This is a genomic window from Embleya sp. L77 (genome assembly GCF_055557415.1).
Genome location: NZ_CM145709.1, coordinates 3,130,464 through 3,155,153, shown reverse-complemented (window position 1 = coordinate 3,155,153; position 24,690 = coordinate 3,130,464). Strand labels below are relative to the sequence as shown.

General features: G+C 71.2%; 23 protein-coding genes. 13 read left to right on the top strand and 10 right to left on the bottom strand.

The annotated features are described in order from the left end of the window. Nucleotides 1-11 precede the first annotated feature (11 nt). From ACZOOI_RS13310 to dnaK, 4 genes are all read right to left on the bottom strand, one after another. Nucleotides 12-485 (bottom strand): heat shock protein transcriptional repressor HspR, encoded by a 474-nt coding sequence (locus ACZOOI_RS13310; protein ID WP_465280844.1) that lies wholly within the window; start codon nt 483-485, stop codon nt 12-14. Between the two features lies 1 nt (nt 486). Beyond that, nucleotides 487-1,662, bottom strand: coding sequence for a molecular chaperone DnaJ (gene dnaJ / locus ACZOOI_RS13305; RefSeq protein WP_391589216.1), 1,176 nt, complete (start codon nt 1,660-1,662; stop codon nt 487-489). 121 nt (nt 1,663-1,783) lie between these two features. Then, nucleotides 1,784-2,377 (bottom strand): nucleotide exchange factor GrpE, encoded by a 594-nt coding sequence (grpE, locus tag ACZOOI_RS13300; RefSeq protein ID WP_465280843.1) that lies wholly within the window; start codon nt 2,375-2,377, stop codon nt 1,784-1,786. Then, a complete protein-coding gene (gene dnaK / locus ACZOOI_RS13295) occupies nt 2,374-4,224 on the bottom strand; it encodes a molecular chaperone DnaK (protein ID WP_391589214.1) in 1,851 nt (616 codons plus the stop codon). Before dnaK ends, grpE begins: the two co-directional genes overlap by 4 nt. A 328-nt stretch (nt 4,225-4,552) precedes the next feature. On the opposite strand from dnaK, the gene ACZOOI_RS13290 reads away from it, so the two are divergent. From ACZOOI_RS13290 to ACZOOI_RS13275, 4 genes are all read left to right on the top strand, one after another. Next, nucleotides 4,553-5,620, top strand: coding sequence for a hypothetical protein (locus tag ACZOOI_RS13290; protein WP_465280842.1), 1,068 nt, complete (start codon nt 4,553-4,555; stop codon nt 5,618-5,620). After that, on the top strand, nt 5,617-6,591 hold the full coding sequence (locus ACZOOI_RS13285; RefSeq protein ID WP_465280841.1) for a hypothetical protein: 975 nt from the start codon (nt 5,617-5,619) through the stop codon (nt 6,589-6,591). The genes ACZOOI_RS13290 and ACZOOI_RS13285 overlap by 4 nt, the downstream gene beginning before the upstream one ends. 82 nt (nt 6,592-6,673) lie before the next feature. Continuing rightward, nucleotides 6,674-7,522, top strand: coding sequence for a hypothetical protein (locus ACZOOI_RS13280; RefSeq protein ID WP_396011499.1), 849 nt, complete (start codon nt 6,674-6,676; stop codon nt 7,520-7,522). A 43-nt stretch (nt 7,523-7,565) separates the two neighbouring features. Beyond that, on the top strand, nt 7,566-8,516 hold the full coding sequence (locus ACZOOI_RS13275; RefSeq protein WP_465280840.1) for a hypothetical protein: 951 nt from the start codon (nt 7,566-7,568) through the stop codon (nt 8,514-8,516). A gap of 76 nt (nt 8,517-8,592) precedes the next feature. On the opposite strand, the gene ACZOOI_RS13270 is transcribed toward ACZOOI_RS13275, so the two are convergent. Continuing rightward, entirely contained in the window at nt 8,593-8,955 is a 363-nt protein-coding gene (locus ACZOOI_RS13270; RefSeq protein ID WP_465280839.1) for a cupin domain-containing protein, read from the bottom strand. Nucleotides 8,956-9,070: 115 nt separating this feature from the next. Between ACZOOI_RS13270 and ACZOOI_RS13265 the strand changes: the two genes are divergently transcribed. Together ACZOOI_RS13265 and ACZOOI_RS13260 are read left to right on the top strand one after the other, a co-directional pair. Further along, nucleotides 9,071-10,159 carry an RNA ligase (ATP) gene (locus tag ACZOOI_RS13265; RefSeq protein WP_465280838.1) on the top strand — a complete coding sequence of 363 codons (1,089 nt, stop codon included), beginning with the start codon at nt 9,071-9,073 and terminating at the stop codon, nt 10,157-10,159. A 73-nt stretch (nt 10,160-10,232) separates the two neighbouring features. Beyond that, nucleotides 10,233-10,724 (top strand): type III secretion system chaperone family protein, encoded by a 492-nt coding sequence (locus tag ACZOOI_RS13260; protein ID WP_391589207.1) that lies wholly within the window; start codon nt 10,233-10,235, stop codon nt 10,722-10,724. Nucleotides 10,725-10,806: 82 nt separating this feature from the next. On the opposite strand, the gene ACZOOI_RS13255 is transcribed toward ACZOOI_RS13260, so the two are convergent. Continuing rightward, nucleotides 10,807-11,964 (bottom strand): pyridoxal phosphate-dependent aminotransferase, encoded by a 1,158-nt coding sequence (locus tag ACZOOI_RS13255; RefSeq protein WP_465280837.1) that lies wholly within the window; start codon nt 11,962-11,964, stop codon nt 10,807-10,809. 231 nt (nt 11,965-12,195) lie between these two features. On the opposite strand from ACZOOI_RS13255, the gene ACZOOI_RS13250 reads away from it, so the two are divergent. From ACZOOI_RS13250 to ACZOOI_RS13240, 3 genes are all read left to right on the top strand, one after another. Next, the gene (locus tag ACZOOI_RS13250) at nt 12,196-12,702 is read left to right on the top strand and encodes a DUF2617 family protein (RefSeq protein WP_465280836.1); all 507 of its coding nucleotides are present in this window, start codon (nt 12,196-12,198) and stop codon (nt 12,700-12,702) included. A 70-nt stretch (nt 12,703-12,772) separates the two neighbouring features. Next, nucleotides 12,773-13,198: a DUF350 domain-containing protein gene (locus tag ACZOOI_RS13245; RefSeq protein ID WP_391589204.1), complete on the top strand. Its 426-nt coding sequence runs from the start codon at nt 12,773-12,775 to the stop codon at nt 13,196-13,198. A gap of 519 nt (nt 13,199-13,717) precedes the next feature. Continuing rightward, nucleotides 13,718-15,289, top strand: a complete 1,572-nt coding sequence (locus tag ACZOOI_RS13240; protein WP_465280835.1) for a polyamine aminopropyltransferase — start codon at nt 13,718-13,720, stop codon at nt 15,287-15,289. Between the two features lie 60 nt (nt 15,290-15,349). Here the strand turns inward: ACZOOI_RS13240 and ACZOOI_RS13235 are convergent, their stop codons facing one another. Beyond that, on the bottom strand, nt 15,350-16,558 hold the full coding sequence (locus ACZOOI_RS13235) for a lipid II:glycine glycyltransferase FemX (protein ID WP_465280834.1): 1,209 nt from the start codon (nt 16,556-16,558) through the stop codon (nt 15,350-15,352). A 132-nt stretch (nt 16,559-16,690) separates the two neighbouring features. Here ACZOOI_RS13235 and murJ point away from each other — a divergent pair, with 132 nt between their 5' ends. The 3 genes from murJ (at nt 16,691) to pyrE (ending at nt 19,950) form a co-directional block, all read left to right on the top strand. After that, nucleotides 16,691-18,547: a murein biosynthesis integral membrane protein MurJ gene (gene murJ, locus ACZOOI_RS13230; RefSeq protein WP_465280833.1), complete on the top strand. Its 1,857-nt coding sequence runs from the start codon at nt 16,691-16,693 to the stop codon at nt 18,545-18,547. Between the two features lie 87 nt (nt 18,548-18,634). Next, nucleotides 18,635-19,399 (top strand): hypothetical protein, encoded by a 765-nt coding sequence (locus tag ACZOOI_RS13225; protein ID WP_465280832.1) that lies wholly within the window; start codon nt 18,635-18,637, stop codon nt 19,397-19,399. Between the two features lie 11 nt (nt 19,400-19,410). Next, a complete protein-coding gene (pyrE, locus tag ACZOOI_RS13220) occupies nt 19,411-19,950 on the top strand; it encodes an orotate phosphoribosyltransferase (RefSeq protein WP_391589199.1) in 540 nt (179 codons plus the stop codon). Between the two features lie 588 nt (nt 19,951-20,538). Here pyrE and ACZOOI_RS13215 read toward each other — a convergent pair. Next, on the bottom strand, nt 20,539-21,210 hold the full coding sequence (locus ACZOOI_RS13215; protein WP_391589198.1) for a DedA family protein: 672 nt from the start codon (nt 21,208-21,210) through the stop codon (nt 20,539-20,541). 184 nt (nt 21,211-21,394) lie between these two features. Between ACZOOI_RS13215 and ACZOOI_RS13210 the strand changes: the two genes are divergently transcribed. Next, nucleotides 21,395-22,762, top strand: coding sequence for an FAD-dependent oxidoreductase (locus ACZOOI_RS13210; protein WP_465280831.1), 1,368 nt, complete (start codon nt 21,395-21,397; stop codon nt 22,760-22,762). 142 nt (nt 22,763-22,904) lie between these two features. On the opposite strand, the gene ACZOOI_RS13205 is transcribed toward ACZOOI_RS13210, so the two are convergent. Both ACZOOI_RS13205 and ACZOOI_RS13200 read right to left on the bottom strand, forming a co-directional pair. After that, a complete protein-coding gene (locus tag ACZOOI_RS13205; RefSeq protein ID WP_465280830.1) occupies nt 22,905-23,891 on the bottom strand; it encodes a hypothetical protein in 987 nt (328 codons plus the stop codon). Beyond that, entirely contained in the window at nt 23,888-24,508 is a 621-nt protein-coding gene (locus ACZOOI_RS13200) for a SigE family RNA polymerase sigma factor (RefSeq protein WP_465280829.1), read from the bottom strand. The genes ACZOOI_RS13205 and ACZOOI_RS13200 overlap by 4 nt, the downstream gene beginning before the upstream one ends. Nucleotides 24,509-24,690: the final 182 nt, after the last annotated feature.

The window sequence follows — 24,690 nt, the reverse complement described above, 5'->3', positions numbered from 1 at the left end:
CGGCCCGTCGGTCAGTCGGTACGCCCGCGCCTGGGCTTCCAGACCACGAGCGCGGTGCCCGCCTGCGGCCGGACCGGGACCAGGTCGCGCCGGTAGGACGCATGAACGGCCGCCTCGCGGCGGGCGCTCGCGTCCGTCGCCTCGTGCAGCGCGTGCTCCAACTCGGCCACGCGCATGCGCAGCGCGAGCACCTGGTTCTCCAGCTCCAGGATGCGCTTGATCCCGGCGAGGTTGATGCCGGCCTCCTGGGAGAGCCGCTGCACCTCGCGCAACTGCATGATGTCGCGGGCGGAGTAGCGCCGCCCGCGACCGGCCGTGCGGTCCGGCGAGACCAGGCCGAGTCGGTCGTATTGGCGCAGCGTCTGCGGATGCAGGCCGGACAGTTGTGCGGCCACCGAGATCACGTAGACCGGAGAGGTCTCGTCGATCTCGTAGCCACGCCGCCCGCCGATGCCGCCGTCGCCGCCCAAGCCGCCCGGTCGCATGTCATGCCCCCTTCGCCGCGTCCAACAGATCGGCTCGGGGATCGTGCGCGACGGTCGCCTCGCGGAACGCCTCCAGCGCCTCGCGCGCCTTGTCGTTCAGCTGCTGCGGGACCGTCACCTCGATGGTGACCAGGAGGTCGCCCCGAGTGCCGTCCTTGCGTGCCGCACCACGCCCGCGGACGCGCAGTGTCCGGCCGTTGCCCGTGCCCGCGGGGAGCTTGAGCGTGACCGGGACGCCGCCCAGGGTGGGCACGGTGACCTCCGCCCCGAGAGCGGCCTCCGGGAAGGTGACCGGCACGGTGACGGTGAGGTTGTCGCCCTTGCGACCGAATACGGCGTGCGCCTTGACGTGCACCACGACGTAGAGGTCGCCGGAGGGGCCGCCGCGCTCGCCGGGAGCCCCCTTGCCCTTGAGCCGGATCCGCTGGCCGTCCTGGACCCCGGCCGGGATCCGCACCTGCATCGTGCGCGAACTCTTGGCCCGGCCACTGCCGTTGCACACGATGCACGGGTCGTCCACCAGCAGTCCGCGACCCTTGCAGTCGCGGCACGGCTCGGAGAAGCCGAAGCCGCCCTGCGGTCGACTCACGTTGCCGGAGCCCGCGCAGGTCGGGCACATCCGCGGGGTGGTGCCCGCGGCCGCGCCCGTGCCGTTGCAGTGCCGACACGCCTCGGAGCTGGTCAGTCGGATCGGCACGGTCGCACCGTCGACCGCGTCCGCGAAGCCGAGGGTGACCTCGGACTCCACGTCCGAGCCGCGCCGCGGCTGCTGGCGCCCGGTCTGGCGACCGCCGCCGAACAAGCCGCCGAAGATGTCGCCCAGGCCGCCGGTGCCGCCCGCACCGCCCTGCTGCTGGCCGCCGAAGATGTCGCCGAGGTCGAAGGGGAAGCCGCCGGCGCCGCCCGGCCCGCCGCCGGGGCCGCGGAAGCCGCCCCCGCTGCCGAACAGGGTCCGCGCCTCGTCGTACTCCTTGCGCCGCTTCTCGTCGGCGAGCACGTCGTAGGCTTCCGAGATCTCCTTGAACCGTTCCTCGGCCCTGGTGTCACCCTTGTTCTTGTCCGGGTGGAACTCGACGGCGAGCTTGCGGTAGGCCTTCTTGATCTCGGCGGTGCCGGCGTCCTTGGGGACGCCGAGCACCTTGTAGTAGTCCTTCTCCAGGTAGTCCTTCGTACTCATGCGCCCCTCGCCGATCGGGTCGGGGTGCCCTCGTGCTCCGAGCGCCCGTTTCCGGATTCACTCCACCCGCGCATCGGCGTCCCTCCTCTCCGCTTCTCGTCGTCTGGTTCCCGGTGACGGTTCAGCTGCCGGCCACTTCGCCCGACTCCTCCGGACCGCCTTCGGCGTCCGCCGTGGGCTCCGCGACCGCCACCCGCGCCGGGCGGATGATCCGTTCGCCGACCTGGTAGCCGGGCTGCAGGATCTCCACGCACGTGGGCTCGGTGACATCGGTCGCGTACGAGTGCAGCAGCGCCTCGTGCACCGTGGGGTCGAACGGGTCGCCCTTGGAACCGAAGCTCTGCAGCCCCATCTTGGCCACGATCGACTCCAGCGACTCGGCGACCGACTTGAAGCCGCCCGCCAGTTCGCCGTGGTCCCGGGCCCGGCCGATGTCGTCGAGCACCGGGAGCAGTTCGCTCAGCACCTTGATGGCGGCCAGTTCGCCCGCCACGTTGCGGTCCCGCTCGACGCGCTTGCGGTAGTTCGCGTACTCGGCCTGGAGCCGCTGCAGGTCGGCCGTGCGCTCGCCGAGCTGGTTGCGCAGCTCGGCGGCCTCGGCCGCCCCGGGGGCCGGGGCCGCCGCCGAGGCGGCGGTCCCGGTTTCCGGCTTCGGCTCTGTCTCTTGGGCGTCGCCCGGGACGGCGCCGTGGTTCGAGCCGGTCCCTTCGGTCACGCAGCACCGCCCTTACGGTCCTCGTCGACGATCTCGGCGTCCACGACGTCGTCGTCGGCAGTGTTGCCCGCGGCGTCGCCGGTCGAACCGGCCGCACCCTCGGCGCCGGGCTGGGAGTTCGCGTACATCGCGGTGCCCAGCTTCTGGCTCGTGGTGCTGACCTTCTCCGCGGCGTCGCGGATCGCGGCCAGGTCCTCGCCCTTGAGGGCGTCCTTCAGCTCGGTGAGCGAGGTCTCCACCTCGGTCTTCACGTCGGCCGGGACCTTGTCGCTGTTGTCCTTGATGAACTTCTCGGTGGTGTACACCAGTTGCTCGGCCTGGTTGCGGGTCTCCGCAGCCTCGCGGCGCTGGTGGTCCTCCTCCGCGTGCGCCTCCGCCTCGCGCATCATCCGGTCGATGTCGTCCTTCGGCAGGCCGGAGCCGCCGGTGATGGTCATCGACTGCTCCTTGCCCGTGCCCAGGTCCTTGGCGGACACGTGCACGATGCCGTTGGCGTCGATGTCGAAGGTGACCTCGATCTGCGGCAGCCCGCGCGGGGCCGGCGGCAGGCCGGTCAGCTCGAACATGCCGAGCTTCTTGTTGTAGGCGGCGATCTCGCGCTCGCCCTGGAACACCTGGATCTGCACCGACGGCTGGTTGTCCTCGGCCGTGGTGAAGATCTCCGAACGCTTGGTCGGGATCGTGGTGTTGCGCTCGATCAGCTTGGTCATGATGCCGCCCTTGGTCTCGATACCGAGAGACAGCGGCGTCACGTCCAGCAGCAGGACGTCCTTGACCTCACCCTTGAGCACACCGGCCTGGAGCGCGGCGCCGACGGCCACGACCTCGTCCGGGTTGACGCCCTTGTTGGGCTCCTTGCCGCCGGTGAGCTCGCGCACCACGTCGGCCACGGCCGGCATCCGGGTCGAGCCGCCGACCAGGACGATGTGGTCGATCGCCGAGAGCGGGATGCCCGCGTCCTCGATGACCTTCTGGAACGGCACCTTGGTGCGGTCGAGCAGGTCCTGCGTCAGCTGCTGGAACTGGGCGCGGGTGAGCTTCTCGTCCAGGTGCAGCGGGCCTTCGGCCGAGGCCGTGATGTAGGGCAGGTTGATCGAGGTCTCCATCGAGGAGGACAGCTCGATCTTGGCCTTCTCCGCCGCCTCGCGCAGACGCTGGAGGGCCATCTTGTCCTTGGACAGGTCCACGCCGTGCGCGTTCTGGAACTGCTTGACCAGGTGGTCCATGACCCGCTGGTCCCAGTCGTCGCCGCCGAGGTGGTTGTCACCGTTGGTGGCCTTGACCTCGACCACGCCGTCGCCGATCTCCAGGAGCGACACGTCGAACGTGCCGCCGCCGAGGTCGAAGACGAGGATGGTCTGCTCGTCGGCCTTGTCCAGGCCGTACGCCAGCGCCGCCGCGGTGGGCTCGTTGACGATGCGCAGCACGTTCAGACCGGCGATCTCGCCGGCCTCCTTGGTGGACTGCCGCTCGGCGTCGTTGAAGTACGCCGGCACGGTGATGACCGCGTCGGTGACCTTCTCGCCGAGGTAGGCCTCGGCGTCGCGCTTGAGCTTCATCAGGATGCGGGAGCTGATCTCCTGCGCGGTGTACTTCTTGTCGTCGATCGCCACGGACCACGTGGTCCCCATGTGGCGCTTGACGGACCGGATGGTCCGGTCGACGTTGGTGACGGCCTGACGCTTGGCCACCTCGCCGACCAGCACCTCACCGTTCTTCGCGAAGGCAACCACGGACGGTGTGGTCCGCGACCCCTCCGCGTTGGTGATGACGGTCGACTCGCCGCCTTCCAGAACGCTGACGACGGAGTTCGTCGTACCGAGGTCGATACCGACCGCACGTGCCATGATTCGCTTCCTCCACGGAAAGAGTTGAGTGGTTGTCGCTCAAGGATGAGCCGTCGGGTGCAACCGGTCAAATCGCTTGAGTATTCCTGACTCAACTTTAGTGCCTCGCGCGCTGTGAGGGGCGGTTTTCCGGCGGTGGCGACCCGGCGGTCGGGACGCATGGCGTCATCGAAACGTTGTGCGCCCCCGGAGACTTATTCAGGTGAATGTCGCCACAAACGACACCCTTGACCTCTGCGGTCCCTCCAGGCGCATGGCAGCATGTCTCCGCGCCTGATGCCTGCAAGCACACGCCAGGCGAAAGCCGAGATCCGAGGGGGACCTCCCGATGAGCGATGGTCAGGGCTATCCGCCTGTGCCGCCGATGCCACCCGGCCCGCCGGGACAACCGGGACAGCAGGGACAGCCGGGCCCGCCGCAGGGTGGCTATCCGCAGCAGGGTGGGTACCCACAGCCCGGCGGCTTTCCGCAGCAGCAACAACAACAGCAGCAGCAGGGCGGCTTCCAGGAGCCCGCCGGCTATCCGTACCCGCAGTACAGCCAGTACGGGCACTACCAGCAGTACGGGCAGAACCCGATCCAGCTGGACCCGAACGGCCGGCCGCCGCGCGGGGGCCGCAGCAAGAAGGTGATCGGCACCTGGATCGTCGGTGTCACCGGCGCGATCGTCGCATCCGTCGTGGTCGCGCTGGTCGGCTTCGACGACCCGACCGACAAGAAGGACCCGGCCGCGCAGAAGACCACGGCCGCGCCGATCGTCACCGGCAAGTCCGCCGCCCCGCAGAACACCGCCGCGACCGGGCCCAAGAAGGCCGACATCACCAACACGCTGAAGATCCCGGACACGCTGCCCGCGATCACCGGGCCCAAGTTCGCCAACCTCTCGGTCGACCCGAAGACCTGGCCCAAGGCCTGTGACCTGCTGACCGACGAAGAGATCAAGACGGTCATCCCCGAAGCCACGATCCGCGAGCGCAAGAGCTACATGGGTCGGTACTCGAACATGTTCGGCAAGGCCGTCAACGACAACGAGTGCGACATCCTGCTCGACCTGCCGAACCTGCAGTCCTCGGACTATCCCGCGAAGATCAACGTCACCACCTACGGCTTCAAGCCGTTGGCCGACGAGAAGACCTCCTTCGCCAAGGAGAAGACGCAGGCGGAGACGGCCACCAAGGCATACCCCGACCAGTACGACGACATCCCGGCCGCCAAGCTCGGCGTGGACGGGGCGTTCCGCGACAACCGTACGGTGCAGATCTCCAAGAACGGCTTCCGGGTCTGGGTCACCGTGGACGCCCAGATCGAGGACTCGCAGGGCAACCCGCTCAAGGGGAACACCATGGCGCGTCAGTACGGTCCGACCGTGGCCGCAGTCGTCGGGCAGAAGCTGTGAGCGGGGGTTGGCCGCAGGGCCCCGGGCAGCACGGCGGCGGCCACGGCCAACCCGGGCAGTACCCGCAACACCCGCCGCAGCAGCCGGCCTTCCCGCAGCAGCAGGGCCATCCGCAGCAACAGGGCTATCCGCCGCAGCAGCCCGGCTACCCGCCGCCGGGTCCGTACGGACCGCCCGGCCACCCGTACGGGCAGCCCACGCCGCCGCGCCGGAACAACCGGTTCGCGCTGTGGGCCGCGGTCGCGGTCGTCCTGATCGGAGCGGGCGTCGGCGGCTTCGTGCTGCTGAACAAGGACGACGACGCGGACACCGCCAAGCCCGGCCCGACCTCGGTCGGCCCCGCGGCGCCGGGGGCCTCCGGCGGCGGCAAGAGCGGCCCGCCCGGCGAGAGCGCGGCGCCGGCCGATCGCCCGATGGTTTTCCCCGCAGCGCCGCCGGCCGACGCCGGGCCAAAATTCAACGCGACCAACGACGGCAAGACCTGGCCGAAGGCGTGCGACATGTTCTCGGACGCGCAGCTCGGCAAGGTCGTCAAGGGCGCCACGGTCAAGACCAGGAAGCCGGACACGACCGTCTCGGTCAAGTACGACTTCCCGGGCGCGGCCGACAACCAGTGCAGGTTCGACCTCGATGTACCCGACCCGAACAATCCGAAGTATCCGACGTACGCCAAGATCGAGCTCACACTCCACGAGGTGAGCACGCCGGCGATCGCGAAGGGCCACTACGGCGACACCAAGAAGAACCACGGACGCAAGCCGTTCGGCACGTTCGAGGAGTTGGGCACGAAGCTGGGCACCGACGACGCGTTCCGCGACGACTCCTACATCTACTTCCACAAGGGCCCGTACTTCGTGGAGTTGTACATGTCCAGCGGAGTGGACGGTCCGGGTGGGGCGAGGCTGCCGAGCGACGACGCCGTCAAGCAGTACGGGCCGACGCTCATCGGCTACCTCGTGGCACGGATGTAACCCGCGGTACGCGCGGTAGGGCAGCAACGGCGACAGCGCATCGGAACAGCGCATCGGATCAGGCATCAGGAGGGGTACGGGGATGGTACGAATCGGGAACCCAGGGGGGAACCACTACGGCGGGCCGCACCAGCAGCAGCCGCCGTACGGTCAGCCCGGGATGTACCAACAGCCGTACCCCGGCGGACCGATGCCGCCCCACGAGCCGCCGCGCCGGAGCAAGCTGAAGCCGATCCTGGGCTGGCTCGGCGTGGTGATCGGCGGCGTGCTGGCCACGGTCGCGGCCTCGTACATCGTCGACGAGATCAACAAGAAGAACGACAAGGGTGACAAGCCGGTCGCGGAGAACGGCGTCGCGTTCCCCGACGGATACACCCCGCCGCCCGGTGTGGCGTTCACCGACGGCGCCAAGTTCCGGGCGTCCGGGGACACCGGCACGTGGCCGGACGCGTGCACGATGCTCTCCGACAAGGAGATCCAGAACGCGGTCCCGGACGCGAGCATCGTGGGCTCGCGGCAGGGCCGCAAGGGCGCGAAGGCGCCCCGGAACACCGAGTGCACCGTGCAGATCAAGCTGCCCAACCTCCAGGACGCCGCGACGCCGGGCAAGCTCACCATGACCATCAAGGCGATCGGCGATGCCGCGCCGGTCAAGGACGTGTACGAGAAGGCCAAGGCGGACGCGGCCCCGTACTCCGGCTTCGAGGACCTCGCGAACAAGCTGTTCGTCCAGGACGCGTTCCGCCAGAACGGCAAGCTGAACCTGTACAAGCAGGGCGCCAAGCCGGACTCGCCCGGCTACTACGTGGTCCTCGAGGTCAGCGCGAAGACCAAGGACTCCTCGGGCGCCGACGAAGCACCCGACACCTGGACGAAGAAGGCCGGACCGGCCCTGGTGCGCGTCCTCAACATCAAGATGACGGACGACTGATTCGCCGTCGTCCCTCGACGGTTCGTCACCACGGGAGCACTCGATGACCGGCCAGTACAACAGCCCGAACTCCGGCCAATACCCCGGCCAAGGGCCCGGCTACCCGCCGCAGGGCGGGTACGGCCAGCAGCCGCCGCCCGGCCGGTACGGCGGGCCGGGGCAGTACGGGCCGCCGCCCGGCTACGGGACGCCCGGTTACCCGCCGCCGTATCCGCCCGAGCCGCCGCGGCCCAACCGCCGCAAGCAGGTCTTCAGTTGGCTGGCCGTGCTCGCGGCCGGCACGGCGGCGACGGTGATCGCGGCACTGCTGATCAACGGCACGGACGGGAAGAAGAACGAAGCGGTCAAGTTGCCGCCCACGGAGAGCGTCCGCAAACTGGAGAGCTTCGACCCGAACGCGGTCGCCGGCACCCCGAGCGTGGCGGCGTCCAAGGCCGCCTCGCGCCCCGAGGCGCCGCCCGCGCCCAAGAGCGGCGGCAAGTTCGCGCCGGTCGCAAGCGACATGTCCACCTGGCCGGACGTGTGCGACCTGATCCGGCCGGACGAGATCGCCAAGGTCATCCCCGAGGTGCTCACCCAGGAGGAACAGGGCACCGCCAAGGCTGCCGGTTCCTACGCGTCCCGGGGGCCGGCGGTGCGCAGCACGACCTGCCTCTACACGATGACCTCCAAGCGCGGCTTCGGCTACAGCAACGTGATCAAGCTGACCATCCAGATCAACAACATCGACGCTCCCAAGGAGCTCGACTACAACTGGGACCTCGGCAAGAACAGCGCGCAGCGGGTCGCGTCCGACTTCAAGGCGCTCGGCACCGCCGGGGGCGCCGACGACGCCTACTACTCGAGCAACACGTTGCGGATGCGCAAGGGGCAGTACGCCCTTCAGATCGACGGTTCGGGCAGCCTCACCAAGGAGGGCACCGACCGGCCCTGGAGCGGATGGCAGAGCGAACTGCTGCCGAAGTTCGTGTCGACCATCACCGCCAAGATCTGACCCGCTCGCACTCCGGCACCCCGGCGGGTCGCGGCGATCGCCACCCGCCGGGCCAGCGCCCCGGGCCGGCCGCGGCCTACGCGTCGCGGTGCACCGTGTTCGGGGTGAAGCCCGGGAGGCAGACGGCGATGTAGTCGGCGCCCTCGGTGCCCCTGGTGCTGTAGCGCACCCATTCGCCGGCGGCGGTGTGGATGGCCTGGCCGGCCGTGACCTCCTGGACGCCGCCCTCGAACTCGACGGTCAGCACGCCGCGCAGGACGACCGTGTACTCGTCGAACTCGGGGCGCTGGCCCGGCTCCTCCCAGCCGCCCGGGCTGGTCATGTGCGCGATGCTGAGCGCCTCGTCGCCGGTGTTCACCCGGCCGACGAACTCGCGAATGGTCTTGGGGATGTTGCCGGCGGCCTCGACAACCGTCGGCTTCTCGATGAAGTTCGGCATGAGTCCCATCCTGTCCCAGGGCGCCGGTAAATCGTTGGCCGCCCCGCCCGGATGCTTGGGACCGTGGGGTGCACGGGGATTCACCCCGAAGCGAGCACGGGGGAAGGGGCGCCTCATGTCCACACTCAGGGTCACGGCCGAGCGGTTGGTCGTACACGCACACCCGAACGCGGATGCGCTGGAGCTGGCCCAGGTCGGGCTGTACCGCGCCGTCGTCGCCAAGGGGGCCTACGTCACCGGTGACGTCGCGGTGTACATCCCGGAGCAGTCGGTGCTGCCGGACCCGCTGATCGAGGAGCTCGGGCTCACCGGGCGGCTCGCGGGGTCGGCGAAGAACCGGGTCCGGGCGATCCGGCTGCGCGGCGAGCTCTCGCAGGGCATCGTGTGCCGGCCGGCGGCGTTGGCCGGCCTGGACCTGGCGGCCGCGCTCGCCGACGACAAGGACTTCGCCGAACTGCTCGGCATCGTCAAGTGGGTGCCGCCTATCCCCGTGCACATGAGCGGCGACATCGTGCCCGCGGCCGAGCTGCTGCCGTGGGTGGACGTCGAGAACGTGCGGCGCTATCCCGCGCTGTTCACGGCCGGCGAGCCGGTGGTGGCGACCGAGAAGATCCACGGGACCGCGTGCCTGTACACCTACGTGGCCGACACCGGCGAGAGCTTCGTGTCCTCCAAGGGCTTCGGCGCCAGGTCACAGGCCCTGGCCCGGGACGAGCACAACCTCTATTGGCGCAGCGTGCTCGCACACCGGCTGCCCGAGGCCGCCGCGGAGCTGGCCGCGCGCTTCGGTGCGGCCCGGGTGGGTGTGTTCGGCGAGGTGTTCGGGCAGGGCGTACAGGACCTGGGGTACGGCGCGCAGGGCCGTTCGGAGCTGCCGGGTTACGCGGTCTTCGACGTCGCACTCGCGGACGCCGCCGGGGCGGTGCGCCGGGTGGACGCCGAGCAGCTGGCCGACCTGCTCGCCGGCCTGGAGACCGTGCTGCCGGTGGTGCCGACGCTGTATGCCGGGCCCTACGACGAGGCCGCGCTGCTGGCCCTGGCCGAGGGCCGGGAGACCGTCTCGGGCACGGCCGCGCACCTGCGTGAGGGGCTCGTGGTGCGCCCGGCCCGGGAGCGGTACAGCGACGTGGTCGGCGGCCGTGCGATCGGCAAGATCGTCTCCGCGGCCTACCTGACCCGTAAGGGTGGTACCGAGTACGAATAGGGGCTCGGTCGTGGCCCACCGCTCTGGGCCGAATGAGAGAGGATGGCGTCCATACGTCTGGAGAGGATCCTTCATGAGCATCGACCCGTCCTCGCTTCCGAGGTCGACCTTCGTTCCGGCCGCACCGGTCGTCAAGCCGTCGGCGGAGCTGATCAATCAGGTCCTCGACGAGCTTCAGGTGAACCATTTCACCGACGAGGAAGGTGACGTCTGCGCGCCTTGGGACGGTTTCCGCGTCTACTTCATGCTGCGCGGGGACAAGCACGAGATCTTCACGGTCCGGATGTTCCTGGACCGTGAGTTCGACCCCGCCGAGCGGCCGCGGATGCTGGAGCTGCTCGACGAGTGGCACCGCCAGTTCTTCTGGCCCAAGGTCTATACGCACGAGCACGAGGGCAAGCTGCGGCTGATCGGCGAGGCCCAGCTCGACTGCGAGCCCGGCATCAACCGCGAGCTGTTCGTGTTCACCACGCGCGCGTGGATCAGCACGTGCATCTCGTTCGGGAACTGGATCAACGAGCAGTACGGTCCCGAGGACAAGCCGGCGGCCGACGGCGAGGCGTAGTCGCCACGCGCGTTGTGCCGTGTCGTGTGTGGGGGCGGCCCGCCCCCACACATCCGCCGGTACCCGGGCGCGCGGGTCCGGCTCAGCCGCCCGCCGCGAGCCGCTTGGCCGCCTCCTCCAGCACCTCGACCCGCTTGCAGAAGGCGAATCGCACCAGGGGCCGGCCGACCTCGACGTCGTCGAAGAAGACCACCTCCGGGATCGCGACCACACCGCGCAGCTCGGGCAGCCGGCGGCAGAAGTCCAGGCCGTCCGCGTAGCCGAGTGGGGTGATGTCGGTGGTGGTGAAGTAGGTCCCCTGCGGCTCGTACACGGTCAGCCCGGCCGCGCGCAGACCGCCGCCGAGCAGGTCGCGCTTGTGGCGCAGGTCCTCGCGCAGCCCGCTGAAGTACTCGTCCGGCAAGCGCAGCGCGTGCGCGACGGCGGGCTGGAACGGCGCACCCGAGGTGTAGGTCAGGAACTGCTTGGTGGTGCGCACCGCCGCGATCAGCTCCCGCGGGGCGCACACCCAGCCGATCTTCCAGCCGGTGAACGAGAAGGTCTTGCCCGCCGAGGAGATGGTGACGGTGCGCTCGCGCATGCCCGGCAGGGTGGAGATCGGGATGTGCTCGCCGGTGTAGACGAGGTGTTCGTACACCTCGTCGGTGATCACGATCAGGTCGTGTTCGATCGCGATCTCGGCGATCGTCTCCAGTTCGGCCCGGGTGAGCACGGTGCCCGTCGGGTTGTGCGGGGTGTTGAGCATGATCACCCGGGTGCGGTCGGTGATCGCCGCGCGCAGCTCGGCCGGGTCCGGCCGGAAGTGCGGGGGGCGCAGGGTGACGCCGACCCGGCGTGCGCCGGCCATCGCGATGCAGGCCGCGTACGAGTCGTAGAACGGTTCGAGTGCGACCACCTCGTCGCCCGGCTCCAGCAGCGCGAGCAGGGCCGCGGCGATCGCCTCGGTCGCGCCGGTGGTGATCAGCACCTCGGAGTCGGGGTCGAAGGTCTGCCCGTAGAAGCGCTGCCGGTGCTCGGCCACGGCCAGGCGTAGATCGGGGATGCCGTCGCCCGGCGGGTACTGATTCGCGCCGTCACGCATGGCGGCGACCGCGACCTCGATCACCTCCGCCGGGCCGTCGGTGTCGGGAAAGCCCTGGCCGAGGTTGATCGCGCCGGTGGTGCGCGCGAGGGCGGACATCTCGGCGAAGATCGTGGTGCCCAGGCCGTCCAGGTGTCGGGCCAGCAGCGGTCGGTTCATCCGTACGGCTCCTTCGCGGGGTTCGGTCTACCCGCCCATCCTCGCGTGCCGGTCGGGGCCGCCCACAGGGCGCCCTTCACCCATTCGTGTCAATGCCTTTCACCTTCACGGGTGACGACGCTGTGCCTTCGGGCGCCTACCGTGAGTCATGTCCCCTGGTTTGCAGCCGATTGTCGCCCCCGGGAGCCTCCCGTGGGGTCTTCCCCGTTGCCCGGACAGATGAGCGCGAGAATGCACGCCACACTCACCACCACGTACACCGACACCCGTGCGGACGACCTCGGCTGGTGCCTGGGCCTGCCGCCGCTTCCCGCGCTGGCCGAGCGCGCCGTCGAACTCGGAGGGCTGAATCTGGAGCTGCGGCTGCTGGGCGCGTCGCACCAGATGCTGATCAGCCCCGGCCGGGGGGAGGGCGCGCCGGTGTCGGAGACCGTCGCGTGCGTGCCGGGCGCGTCCACCCCGCTGCCCGCCCGGGCGGCCACCCGGCTCGGCCGGTGGGAGTACGAGTTCACCGCGCTGACCCAGCGGCTGGAGGACACGGCGTTCGTCGCGCGGGTGCGCGAGATCGTCGCCCTGGCGAGCGGGCACGAGTACGGCCTGGTCGGCGATTATCCGGGGCTGCCGCACGCGGTCACCGCGATGGTGGTCGAGCGGTGCGGGGCCGGCGCGGTCTGGTCCACCTGGCACACCTATCCGCAGGAGTGCCGGATCGTGAACACTCGGAGCCGCGCGATGTGACGATCGCACGAGTCGATCCGACACAATGACGCCCCATCAGGTGATCCGACGACGATGGGGGACGGCGGCCATGTTCAAGGACCTTGCGGAAGGTGTCGGCTACGCGTTCGCGTACGGGGGAGTGGGCATCGTGCTCATGGTCCTCGGCTTCGTGCTCGTGGACGTGCTGACCCCCGGCAACCTCGGCCGGCAGATCTGGATCGAACGCAATCGCAACGCGGCCCTGGTGCTCTCCTCGGCGCTGCTGGGCGTGGGCATGATCGTCACCACGGCGATCGCGACCACCTACGACGAGTTCGGCAAGGGCCTCGCCTCCACGGCGATGTTCGGCGTCTCCGGGCTGATCCTGATGGCCATCGCCTTCCTGGTGATCGACCTGGTCACCCCGGGCCGACTCGGCGCCACCGTGGTCGAACGCGAACCGCACCCGTGCGTGTGGGTCACCGCGTCCTCCCAGATCGCGATCGCCGCGATCGTGTCGGCATGCATCGCCTGAGCCGGCGGGGCGGGGCGGGGGCCGGCCCGGCTCGGGTCGGCCCGGTCTGACCTGGCCCGGCGGGGCGGGGGCCGGTCCGAGTCGGCCCACCTTCGTGCCGGGGTCGGGGCTGGGGCGGGACCGGGGCCAGGGCCGGTGCCGGCGGCGCGTCCGTGAACGTGTGCCGGCTCCGGCCTCGGCTCCGGTTCCGCCCCCGGACTCCGGTTCCGGACTCCGGCTCCGGTTCCGCCCCCGGACTCCGGTTCCGGACTCCGGCTCCGGTTCCGCCCCCGGACTCCGGTTCCGCCTCCGGACTCCGGCCTCGGCTCCGGTTCCGGCTCCGCCCCCGGACTCCGGCCCGGCATCGGTTCCGCCTCCGCTCCGGCCTCGGTTCCGGCTCCGCCCCAGGGCCCTGCTCCGCCCCGCCCCCGGGCCCCGCCTCCGCCTCCCGGCCTCGGTGCCGGCCCCGCACTAGCCGGTTCGGGTGAACCGTCGGCGCGTTCGATGCCGTCCGGGTGCTTCGCGCCTACCGTGCTCGGGGTGAACTCCCCCGCACCGCGCGCCGCGACCATCGCGCGCGTGTCCGCGGCCCGGCCGCGCCCGGCCGCGATCGCGCCCGGGCCGGCGCGGTTCGTGGTCCTGCTCGCCGTACTGGTCTGCGCGGCGTGCGGGCTGGTCTACGAACTCGCGCTGGCCGCGCTCGGCGGCACGCTCGGCGGCGACCCGGTGGTGGAGACCTCGATCGTGCTCTCGGTGATGGTCTTCGCGATGGGTGTCGGTGCGCTGGCCGCCAAGCCGCTCGCGCGCCGGGCCGCGGCGGCGTTCATCGCCGCCGAGATCCTGCTCGCGGCGTGCGGCGGGATGTGCGCGACCGGGTTGTACGCCGCCTTCGCCTGGTACGACGTCTACCGCTGGCCGATGATCGCCGTCTCGGCCGTGCTCGGGCTGCTGATCGGGGCCGAGATCCCGCTGCTGATGACGCTGGTGCAGCGGATCCGTCCACAGGAGGCGGGCAGTGCGGTGGCCGACCTGTTCGCGGCGGACTACGTGGGCGCGCTGATCGGCGGCCTGCTCTTCCCGTTCCTGCTGCTGCCGCACCTGGGCCAACTGCGCACCGTGCTGCTCGCGGGCGTGGTCAACGCGATCGCGGGCGCACTCGTGGTCCTGTGGCTGTTCCGCACCGATCTGCGGCTTCGGCTGCGGATGGGGATGTATGCGTCGGCGGGTGCGGTGCTCGCGCTGCTGGCCGGCACCTGGCTGTACACGCCCGCCTTCGAACGGGCCGCGCGCGACGCGCTCTTCGACGGGGACGTGGTGTCCGCGCGGGAGGACGTGGTGCTCACCCACACCGGAGCCGGCCCCGAGTTGCACGTGGACGGCGAGCGGCGGGTGGCGGCCCCGGGGGCGAGCGAGGCCGCACAGGCGCTCGTGCACCCCGCGATGGCCGGTCGGCACGAGCGGGTGCTCGTGCTCGGCGGCGGCGACGGGCTGGCGCTGCGCGAGGTGCTGCGCTACCCGGCCGTGCGCGAGGTGGTGCTCGTGGTGGCACGGGTGGCCGAGACCGCGCCCGCGCGCACCGATCCGGCGCTGCGTGCACTGGCCGGCGATGCGTTCGCTGATCCGCGCGTGCGCGTCGTCGGCGCCGACGCCTTCGCGTGGGTGCGGGCCGCCGCGGAGCGCTTCGATGTGGTCGTGGCCGACCTGCCCGGGCCCGCCGCGGGCACCGCCGCGCGGCTGTACACGCGGGAGTTCTACGGCCTGACCCGGACCGTGCTGCGCCCGGCCGGCCGGATCGTGGTGCACGCACCCGCACCGGACGCACACCCGCGCGCCTACTGGTGCGCGGAGGCCGGCCTGCGCGCCGCGGGCCTGCGCACGCTGCCGTACCGGGTCACCGTGCCGGGCCCGGCCGATCGCGGCTTCGTCCTCGCCGCGATCGCCGCCGGCACCGGGTTGCGGGCCGCCGACGACGCGCCGGACCCGGCCGTGGTGCCGTTCCTGGCCGCCGACCGACTGGTCCGGGCCGTCTGGTTCCCGCCGCACGAGGCGCGCGTGGACGTGCCGCCGTCCACCCTGACCAACCCGCGCATCGCCGACTACGCGCGCGGGTGAACAGCCCGCGTACGGCCGATCCGGCCCTCCCGCAGCCCTCGTACGGCCCTCATCCGGTGTTCAGCGGATCGACATGTACGCCCGGAACGCCTTGTGCAGCGCCGGCACCACCGGGTACTCCCACTCGCCCAGGTTCTCCACGACCCGCCCGTTGGTACCCAGCTTCCAGCGCAGCACGCCGAACAGCCGGTCGTCCGGGTCGATCACCGGACTGACCCCGCGCATGTCGTAGACCGGCACACCGCGTTCGTGCACGTCCTGGATCATCCGCCACTGGAGGGCGTGACTGGGGCGCACCCCGCGCCCGTGGTCGGTGGACGCGCCGGTCTGGTACCACACCCGCGAGCCCGCGCTGATCAGCGTGTGCGCGGCGAGCAGTCGGTCCTCGAAGCGGGCCAGGTAGAGCTTCATCCGGCCCGCCGACTCGGTGTTGAGGGCGCGGAACTGTCGTTCGTAATAGGGAAGTTCCCGACCCAGTCGGAAGCCGTTGCGGCGCTCGGTGACCTGGAGCAACTCGAAGAACGCGGGCAGGTCCTCGTAGCCGCCCACGGTGATGTCCACGCCGGACTTGCCCGCCTTGGTGATCGCCCGCTTCCACTCCTGGTTGAAGCCCGCCCGGATCCGGTCCAGCGGTTGATTCTCGAACGGCAACTCGAAGGTGTACCGGGGTTGTGCGTCCGCGCCGTCGCCGGAAGTACGCCAGCCCAGGTCGCCCAGCCGCAGTGCGACCGTGGCGCCGAGCGGGTCGATCTCGTCGGGGGTGACCCGGTCCAGGTGTTTGAGGCCGTGCCTGACCGCGTCCTTGACCGTCTGCGCCCGCCACCGCCGGTGCGCCAGCGGCGGACCCATCCGCACGGTGAACACGTTCCGCCTGCGCATGAGTTCGATCAGCGGGGTGAGCCAGCGCTCCGGATTCGGATCGGTCCAGTCGATCACCGGACCCTCGGGTAGGTAGGCGAACCAGTACGGCACCTTGGGCATCTTGCGGTACAGCACCAGGGCCGACCCGACCACCACCCCGTTCGCGTCGTACCAGCCGATCCCCTCGCTGCGCCAACCCTCCTTGACCACGGCCCAGGACGGGTATTGCAGGAAGCCCGCGTCGCCGCGTCCGTCCAGATGGGCCAGGTGCGCGTCGGACGTCAGCCGGGCGACCCGCAGCCTCGGATCGCCCGGCACGGCGGAGGCGAGAGTGCCGGCGCCGGGCGCGGTGGGCGCCGCGGCGGGAACGTTCGAGCGCGCGGGCGGCGCCGGGAGCAGCGTGACCACGGGACGTCTCCTCGGGGACGGAGGGATGCGGGGAGCCCCGCTTCCTGTAAGAGCCCGTGGCAGCGGGTTTCGTCACCAAGAAATTCGGATGCAACGGAAGTGGCCTCCCGAGGACTCAGACAACGGGGGAGCATGTCGCAAACCCCGATCGAGGCCGAATTGGAGCCGTTTGTGAGCCATGTCGTCTCGGCGCCGCCGCAGGGCAGCCACGCTCGCGAGGAGAGCCGAGACGGCGCGTCCGGGACACCCGCCGCACAGTCGGCGCGCTCGCAGGCGCCCGCCCGTGGTCCGGCCGAAGGGGGCGTGGCCGTGCGCGCCGGCCGCTCGGTGTTGCGCGGCGGTGCGAGCCTGGCGCTGGGCTCCGCGGTGTCCCGGCTGACCGGCTTCGCGCGCAGCGCGACGGTGGTCGCGGCGCTGGGCACGGGGTTGTTCGCGGACGGCTACAACGTCGCGAACACGGTGCCCAACATCCTCTACATCCTGCTCGTCGGTGGCGCGCTCAACTCGGTGCTGGTGCCGCAACTTGTGCGCGCCGCCCGGCGCGACGCGGACGGCGGAGCCGGCTACACCGACCGGCTGCTGACCGCCGTCGGCTGCGTGTTGCTCGTGCTCACCGTCGCGGGCGTGCTCGCCGCACCCGCGATCGTGTCGGCGTACGCGGACTACGACGGCGCGCAGCGCGAACTGACCATCGCACTGGCCCGGATGTGCCTGCCGCAGATCCTCTTCTACGGCGTGTTCGCCCTGGTCGGCGAAGTGCTCAACGCACGGGGCCGGTTCGGGCCGATGGCCTGGACGCCGATCCTGAACAACGTCGTGGTGATCGCGGTGTTCGGATCCTTCCTGCTGGTCGCGCACGACGTCCGGGACGCGGCGGGCATCACCCCCGCCCAGACCCGCCTGCTCGGCCTGGGCACCACGCTGGGGATCGTGGTGCAGGCCGCCGCGCTGGTGCCGTATCTGCGCGCCGCCGGGGTGCGCTGGCGGCCACGTTTCGACTGGCGCGGGCACGGACTCGGCACGCCGCTGCGGATGGCCGGCTGGGCGGTCGCCATGGTCGGCGTCTCCCAGCTGGGGTATTGGCTGGTCACCCGGCTCGCGGTCGAGGTCTCCGACCAAGCGGTCGAGTCCGGGCTCGGCCACGGCGTGGGCTACACCGCCTACGCCAACGCCCAGTTGTTGTGGATCGTCCCGCACGGCGTGGTCACCGTGTCGATCGTGACCATGCTGATGCCCCGGATCAGCCGGGCCGCGGCGGACGGACACCCGGCGCGGGTACGCGAGTCGATCTCCCGGGGCCTGCGGCTGAACGCGCTGGTGATCGTGCCGGTGTCGTTCCTGTTCCTGGCACTGGGTCCGCAGGTGACGGCGGTGGTCTTCCAGCACGGGGTGACCACCGAGGCGGACACCCGCGCGATGGGGCTGATGCTGTCCGCGTTCGCGCCCGGGTTGATCGCGTACTCGGCGCAATACCTGATCCAGCGCGGGCTGTACGCGGTCCAGGACGCCCGCACGCCGTTCTGGGCCAACGTCGCGATGACCGCGGCCGGGGCGCTGTTCTCGCTGGTGGCCTACTGGACGCTGCCCGCCGAGTGGGCGGTCACCGGGATGGCCGCGGGATACGGCCTCGCCCAGCTGATCGGCCTGGTGTGGTCGGCCCTGGTGCTGCGCCGGCGGCTGCGCGGCCTGGACACGATCCGGGTGGCGCGTACCCATCTGGGCCTGGCGATCGTCTCCGCCGGCGCGGCGGGCGGCTCGTGGCTGTTCGCCCGCTGGTGTACGCACGCATTCGGCTCCGGGCCGTCGGGCGCGGCCGTCGCGTTGGCGGGCGCCGCGGTGCTGTTCGCGGGGCTGGTGGTGCCGGTCGCCTATCCGCGGGCGTGCCGGGTGCGGTTGCCCGAGGGGCCGCCGATCCCGGCCCCCGATCCCGGCACGACGCCGCGGGTGATCGACCCCGACGCGCCGACCGGGCGGCATCGGCGGGTGTGATGGGGTGGGCGGTAGCCGCCGACCGCACGGGTCGGTCCACGGGCGCGCCGGTCGAGCACCGTCCGCTGCCATGAACGGGGAGAACGGATGCAGTACGAAGTCGTCGTGCCGATCCCGGTGCGATCGGTCTGGGACACCTTCCACGACGCCGAACGACTGGCCCAATGCGTGCCCGGCCTGCTGTTGGACGAGCCGGCCCGGGTGGATGCCGAGGGGGTCGAGCTGATCGGTCGGTGGCGGTTGCGGGTCGGCGCCGACGAGGTCACCTACCGCGGCAGGCTGCGGCTCGCGGATGCGGTCGAGCCGCTGGCGCTGGTGGCGAGCGTGGCGGGCACCGAGGCCACCGAGGGCGCGGACGGCGACGGCGACGGCGCGGGCCGGTTCGCCGCGGAGTTCACCGTGCGGCTGTACGACCTGGCGGCGGACGAGCAGGACGGGCCGGGCGAGACCCGGATCGTGTTCGCCGACACGCCGGAGCCGACCGACGCCGGCGATGCGGCGGCCGCCGTGCGCGACCCGGCGCGGCCGGTCGCCGCATTCGCCCGGGCCGCCGACCTGTTCGCCGCGGCGCTGGCCGACGAATCGGCCCCGGTACCGGCGGTGAACACCCCCTTCGAGCCGGTCGAGCCGCTCGCGGACCCGTTCGCGCCGCCGCAGGCCCGGCCCCGGCAGCCGCAGCCGCAGCCGCCGGCGCCGCGGTCGGCCGCGCCCGACACCGAGCCGGATCTGTGGTCCGAGGCCGGCCACGGCACCGGTCGCGCCGCGCGGCGCGCGGTCCGGGTACTGGTGCCCGCGCTCGGCGCGCTGCTCGTCTGGCGTCTGGTCCACGTACGCCGCCGTCGCGCCGGTTAGGCTCCGGTGCCATGAATTCCGACCGCGATGCGCTCCTCGACCAGATCAAGACCAAGGCCGTCGTGCACGGCAAGGTCGTCCTCTCCTCCGGCCGGGAGGCGGACTACTACGTCGACCTGCGCCGGATCACCCTGGACGGCGAGGCCGCGCCGCTGGTCGGCCGGGTCATGCTGGAACTCACGTCGGATCTGGAGTTCGACGCGGTCGGCGGGCTCACCCTGGGCGCCGACCCGGTCGCCGTGGCGATGCTGCACGCCGCCGCCGCGCAGGGGCGCAAGCTGGACGCGTTCGTGGTGCGCAAGGCCGGAAAGGCGCACGGCCTCCAGCGCCGCATCGAGGGTCCGGACGTCAAGGGTCGCCGGGTCCTGGCCGTCGAGGACACCTCCACCACCGGCGGCTCGGTGCTGACCGCGGTGGAGGCGCTGCGCGAGGCCGGCGCCGAGGTCGTGGCGGTCGCGGTGATCGTCGAGCGCGGGGCCGCGCCGACGGTGGAAAAGGCCGGCCTGGAGTACCGGGTCGCCTACCACCTGGAAGACCTCGAACTGAACTGAATCAAATCCCCGCGGAGCCATTCCACCGACGGCCGCACTGTGTGATGCCTTGCGCATTCACGGAGCGGCCGTTGCTTTTTTCGCGGTCTCGGATATTGTCGGACCCGGTTCCGACGTCGGCGCATCCGCCGACCGGACTTCCCGGGGGGGAAGTATGAATTCGTCGTGTATGTCGTCCTGCGCACTCGCCGCGCTCCCGCGGCCGAGTCATTTCGCGCCGAACCGGACGTGAGCACCCCTGCCCTTTCCCCTCGGGCCGCCGGGTCGGTTCCCCGTCCGACCCGGCGGCCAACCCCACCGCCGGTACCGCTCCCGTAGCGTGTCCGGGTCTCCTCGGCGCCTCGTGCCGCCGCAGGAGCGGCGTCCCGCCCGAGGGCGGACGCCGCATCGAAAGCCACCCTGCTCCCGGTCCCCGTCCGGGGGCAGGGTGTTTTCGTCTCCGGGTAATAGTCGTGAGCCGGCCCGACGCACGGCGGCGCGAAAAGGTTGCACGCCCGGGCATTTCAATTCGGCCGATCGAGGCGTCGGCGCGGGCAACGAAAAGCGGTGGTGCACCATTGGCGCACCACCGCTTCGCAGCGTATGTGTTCAGTTACTCGACGACGATGACGCCGCTTCGCGCTTCGCCTCGCGCTTGCTGCGAATGACCTCGATGATGATCGGCAGCAACGAGATCAGCACGATGACGAACACCCCCGGCAGCAGGTACTTGTCGATACTGCTGCCGATCGTGTCGCCCAGCTTGTAACCGAGCAGGATGATTCCGTCGGTCCACACCAGGCCGCCGATGACGTTCCACAGGAAGAACGTCCGCGCGGGCATCTCCAGGACGCCGGCGACGGGGTTCAGGAAGGTGCGGACGATCGGGATGAACCGGGCGAGCAGCACGGCCTTGGCCGGGCCGAACTTCTCGAAGTACTCCTCGGCCTTGGTCACGTACTCGGCCTTGAACAGCTTGGAGTCCGGTTTGTTGAACATCTTCGTGCCGAACCGGGCGCCGAGGAAGTGGCCGAGTTGGGCGCCGGCGATCGCGCACAGCGGTGCGCCCAGGAGCAACCAGGGGAGCGAGATGGACGTGCCGACGATCTCTTCCGCCGACGAGGACGCGGCGACGCCGGCCAGGAACAGCATCGAGTCGCCGGGGAAGAAGAACCCGACCAGCAGACCCGTCTCCGCGAAGATGATCGCGAGGATGCCGATGAGTCCGAACGTCGAGATGAGGGACGTCGCGTCGAGGACGTTGACAGCTTGGAATTCCACCTCTGGAGGGTAGTCCGCGCGAAGCGCGCCTCGTCACCCGTCCCCGTCCCGAACCGCGCATCATTACCGGGTCGGGACGTTGCCGGCGTAATCGTGGGCCGGGCCGACGACGACCGGGTGCAGGCGGACGCCCGCGCCCGGGCACACACGGACACACGCACGCACACAGAGTCAGGGGTAGCACGTGGGCATCGAGCGGCTGGTGGTGATCGGCGGCGACGCCGCCGGAATGAGTGCGGCGTCCCAGGCCCGGCGCCGGCGCGCCGAGGACGACCTGGAGATCGTCGTGGTCGAGCGCGGCCGATTCTCCTCGTACTCCGCGTGCGGCATCCCGTATCTGGTGTCCGGCGAGGTGGACGGCCCGGACGCGCTGATCGCGCGCACGCCCCAGGAGCACCGCGAGCGCGGCATAGACCTGCGGATGGGGGTCGAGGCGGAGGGGCTCGACCTGGATCGGCGCGAGATCGCGGTCCGCGACCTGGCCACCGGACGGGCCGACCGGATCGGCTTCGACCAACTCGTGCTCGCCACCGGCGCGGTGCCGATCCGGCCGCCGCTGCCGGGCATCGACGCGCCGGGGGTGTACGGCGTGCAGACGCTGGAGGACGCCCGCGAGCTGACCGGGTGGCTGGCTCCCGAGCACCGTACGGCGGTGGTGATCGGCGGCGGCTACATCGGCATCGAGATGGCCGAGGCGATGGTCCGCAAGGGCCTGCGGGTCACCGTCGTGGACCGCTCCGCGCACCCGATGTCCACGCTCGACCCGGACATGGGCGCACTGGTGCAGGAGGCCATGGAGGGTCTGGGCATCGAGGTGGTGACCGAGACCGAGGTGTTGGAGATCGAGGTGGTGGACGGTCGCGCGAGGGCCGTGCTGACCGCCGACGGCCGCTTTCCCGCGGACATCGTGGTGCTCGGCCTGGGTGTGCGTCCCGCCACCGAACTGGCCCGCGAGGCGGGCCTGCCGCTGGGTGCGAGCGGTGGTCTGTGCACCGACCTGCGGATGCGGGTCACCGCGGACGGCATCTGGGCGGGTGGGGACTGCGTCGAGGTGCTCAACCTGGTCTCCGGCCGCCGCCAACACATCGCCCTCGGCACCCACGCGAACAAACACGGCCGGGTGATCGGCACCAACATCGGCGGCGACTACGCGACCTTCCCCGGCGTGGTCGGCACAGCCGTGAGCAAGGTCTGCGACCTGGAGATCGGCCGGACCGGGCTGCGCGAGAAGGACGCGGCGGCCGCGGGCTACGAGTTCGTGAGCGCGACCATCGAGTCCACCGGCCGGGCCGGCTACTACCCGGGCGCGCGGTCGATGAAGGTCAAGATGATCGCGGAGCGGATCACCGGTCGGCTCCTGGGCGTGCAGATCGTCGGCCGGGACGGCGCCGCGAAGCGGATCGACACCGCGGCGGTCGCGCTCACCCACCGGATGTCGGTCGAGGAGATGACCTCCCTGGACCTCGGCTACGCGCCGCCGTTCTCACCGGTGTGGGACCCGATCCTGGTCGCGGCCCGGAAGGCGGCCCAGAAGGTGGCCGAGGGCCACTGACCACACCCATGGCAGGCACCCACGGCATACACCCGGCGGCACGCACACACGGCACATGCCCACGGCACACCCACCCGGCACGCGCCGGCGGCGGCGCGTGCCGGGTGGGTGCGGTGCGGCGCTGTGTGGTCGGCAGCGTGGATCAGCCGGTCGTGCGGGGCTTGAAGCCCGACAGGTCCACGGACGCGACCACGTGGTCGATGTTGCTGTCCGCCTTCGGCCCCGCACTGGTCGCGAAGATCTCGATGCCCAGATCCGGCATCGACCAGGTGCGCACCCTGAAGTTCTGACCGCCCTTGCAGGTCACCGAGACCACGCGGTACTCCGCGCTGTGCCCACCGACCGTGCGCTTCTCCCGGGTCACCACCTCGGGCGTGATCGTGTCGGCGCTGGCCGGCAGGACCAGGTGCCCGTCCTTCGCGCACAACGGCTGGGTGGCGTAGTTGTACGCGGAGACGTCCAACCGTTTCGCGTAGCTCCACGCGTCCGGATCGCCGACCCGGTTGACCAGGATCCGCGCGGAGTCGAGATCGCAGGGGTACGTGACGTCCCCCGTCACGGGCGCGGAGAAGCAGCGGCTGGAAAGCGTGCCGTCGCTCAGGGCGGTGCCGGGCCGGTCACGCCACCCCGACGGCACCGCCACCCTGATCGCCTGTGCCCCGAAGGTCTTGCTCGGCGGCCGGGTGCTCGTCGGCGCGCTCGGGGTGCCGGCGCGCGTCGGGGGCGTCGTCGACGGAGTGCTCTCGTCCGGCGGTTCCGCGTCCGGCACCGATGGGGGAGCGGTGGTCCCGGGCGCTCTCGGCGACGTCGCCGCGGCCGGCGGCGCCAGGGACATCGCGGTGCGCTCCGGGGTGGTCGGCAGCGCGCTCACCGACATCGGCCGGTCCGCGGGCGCGCCCGCGGTGTGCTCCGGTGCGCCGATCAGGGACACCCCGCCGAAGGCCGCGGCCACGGCGGCCAGCACCGCGAGCGGGATGCCGATCCGCCCGCCCCCACTCCGGCGATCCTCGTTCGACGTGGGCGGGCCCGGCGGTCGCAGCGAGCCGAGCGTGACTGAGTCCGCGCGCGAGGCCAGGGCCGCGCGCAGCAGATCCTCCATCGATTCGTCGCGCGCATCGCGTTCGGTCACGACTGTTCGTCCTTCATGAGTTTTTCCAGGGCGTCGATGGCACGGCTTGCCGTGGACTTCACCGCTCCACGGGAAAGCCCGAGGGTCTCGGCTATCTGGGCCTCCGTCATATCGGACCAATAGCGCAGCACCAGCACTTCGCGCTGTCGCGGAGCCAGACGCTGCACCGCCCCGAGCACCCGCAGGTGCTCCTCGGACAGGACCACCGCGTCCTCGGGCGAGGAGGCGTCGGGTTCGTGCGGGGGCACGTAGGCACGGGCGGTACGCCGGCGGCGCAGTACCGAGCGGGAGAGGTTGACCACCGAGGTGCGCAGGTAGGCCAGCGCGTTGTCGACGTCCTCCAGCTCCTCGCCGAAGCGTCGGTACAGCGCGGTGAAGGCGTCCTGGACGACGTCCTCCGCGGTGCCGAGGTCGTCGACGAGCAGGATGGACAGCCGGACCATGCCGAGCCGTTGGGCGTGATACAGCTCGGTCAACGTCGGGCGGGCCGGCGGTTCCCCGCCGCCGCGCAGGATTCGAAATCGCGACCGACGTGGTGCCTCCGGTGCCGTCGCGCTCTCCGACGGGGAGCCGGACGACTGGTCGCCCCCGAATGCCGGCATGCTCAGCAGCGCCACAGCCCCGCCGCCCCCTTCGCTGTCATGAGACCGCCCCCACCCTCCGTGCACAGCCTGTGTCCTGGTGACGTCCCGGGGGCCGACAGGTTGCGTGTCCCCCCGAAGTTCCGGGTGTGCATGACGAACGCGACCACTGGGGAGGCTGTGGACAAAGAACCGAGGACGAACCGCAACCAGGGCGC

Bases quoted from the DNA above. Each gene is read 5' to 3' on its own strand.
- ACZOOI_RS13310 (WP_465280844.1), bottom strand. From the start codon at position 485: ATGCGACCGGGCGGCTTGGGCGGCGACGGCGGCATCGGCGGGCGGCGT.
- dnaJ (WP_391589216.1), bottom strand. From the start codon at position 1,662: ATGAGTACGAAGGACTACCTGGAGAAGGACTACTACAAGGTGCTCGGC.
- dnaK (WP_391589214.1), bottom strand. From the start codon at position 4,224: ATGGCACGTGCGGTCGGTATCGACCTCGGTACGACGAACTCCGTCGTC.
- ACZOOI_RS13290 (WP_465280842.1), top strand. From the start codon at position 4,553: ATGAGCGATGGTCAGGGCTATCCGCCTGTGCCGCCGATGCCACCCGGC.
- ACZOOI_RS13280 (WP_396011499.1), top strand. From the start codon at position 6,674: ATGGTACGAATCGGGAACCCAGGGGGGAACCACTACGGCGGGCCGCAC.
- ACZOOI_RS13275 (WP_465280840.1), top strand. From the start codon at position 7,566: ATGACCGGCCAGTACAACAGCCCGAACTCCGGCCAATACCCCGGCCAA.
- ACZOOI_RS13270 (WP_465280839.1), bottom strand. From the start codon at position 8,955: ATGCCGAACTTCATCGAGAAGCCGACGGTTGTCGAGGCCGCCGGCAAC.
- ACZOOI_RS13265 (WP_465280838.1), top strand. From the start codon at position 9,071: ATGTCCACACTCAGGGTCACGGCCGAGCGGTTGGTCGTACACGCACAC.
- ACZOOI_RS13260 (WP_391589207.1), top strand. From the start codon at position 10,233: ATGAGCATCGACCCGTCCTCGCTTCCGAGGTCGACCTTCGTTCCGGCC.
- ACZOOI_RS13255 (WP_465280837.1), bottom strand. From the start codon at position 11,964: ATGAACCGACCGCTGCTGGCCCGACACCTGGACGGCCTGGGCACCACG.
- ACZOOI_RS13250 (WP_465280836.1), top strand. From the start codon at position 12,196: ATGCACGCCACACTCACCACCACGTACACCGACACCCGTGCGGACGAC.
- ACZOOI_RS13245 (WP_391589204.1), top strand. From the start codon at position 12,773: ATGTTCAAGGACCTTGCGGAAGGTGTCGGCTACGCGTTCGCGTACGGG.
- murJ (WP_465280833.1), top strand. From the start codon at position 16,691: ATGTCGCAAACCCCGATCGAGGCCGAATTGGAGCCGTTTGTGAGCCAT.
- ACZOOI_RS13225 (WP_465280832.1), top strand. From the start codon at position 18,635: ATGCAGTACGAAGTCGTCGTGCCGATCCCGGTGCGATCGGTCTGGGAC.
- pyrE (WP_391589199.1), top strand. From the start codon at position 19,411: ATGAATTCCGACCGCGATGCGCTCCTCGACCAGATCAAGACCAAGGCC.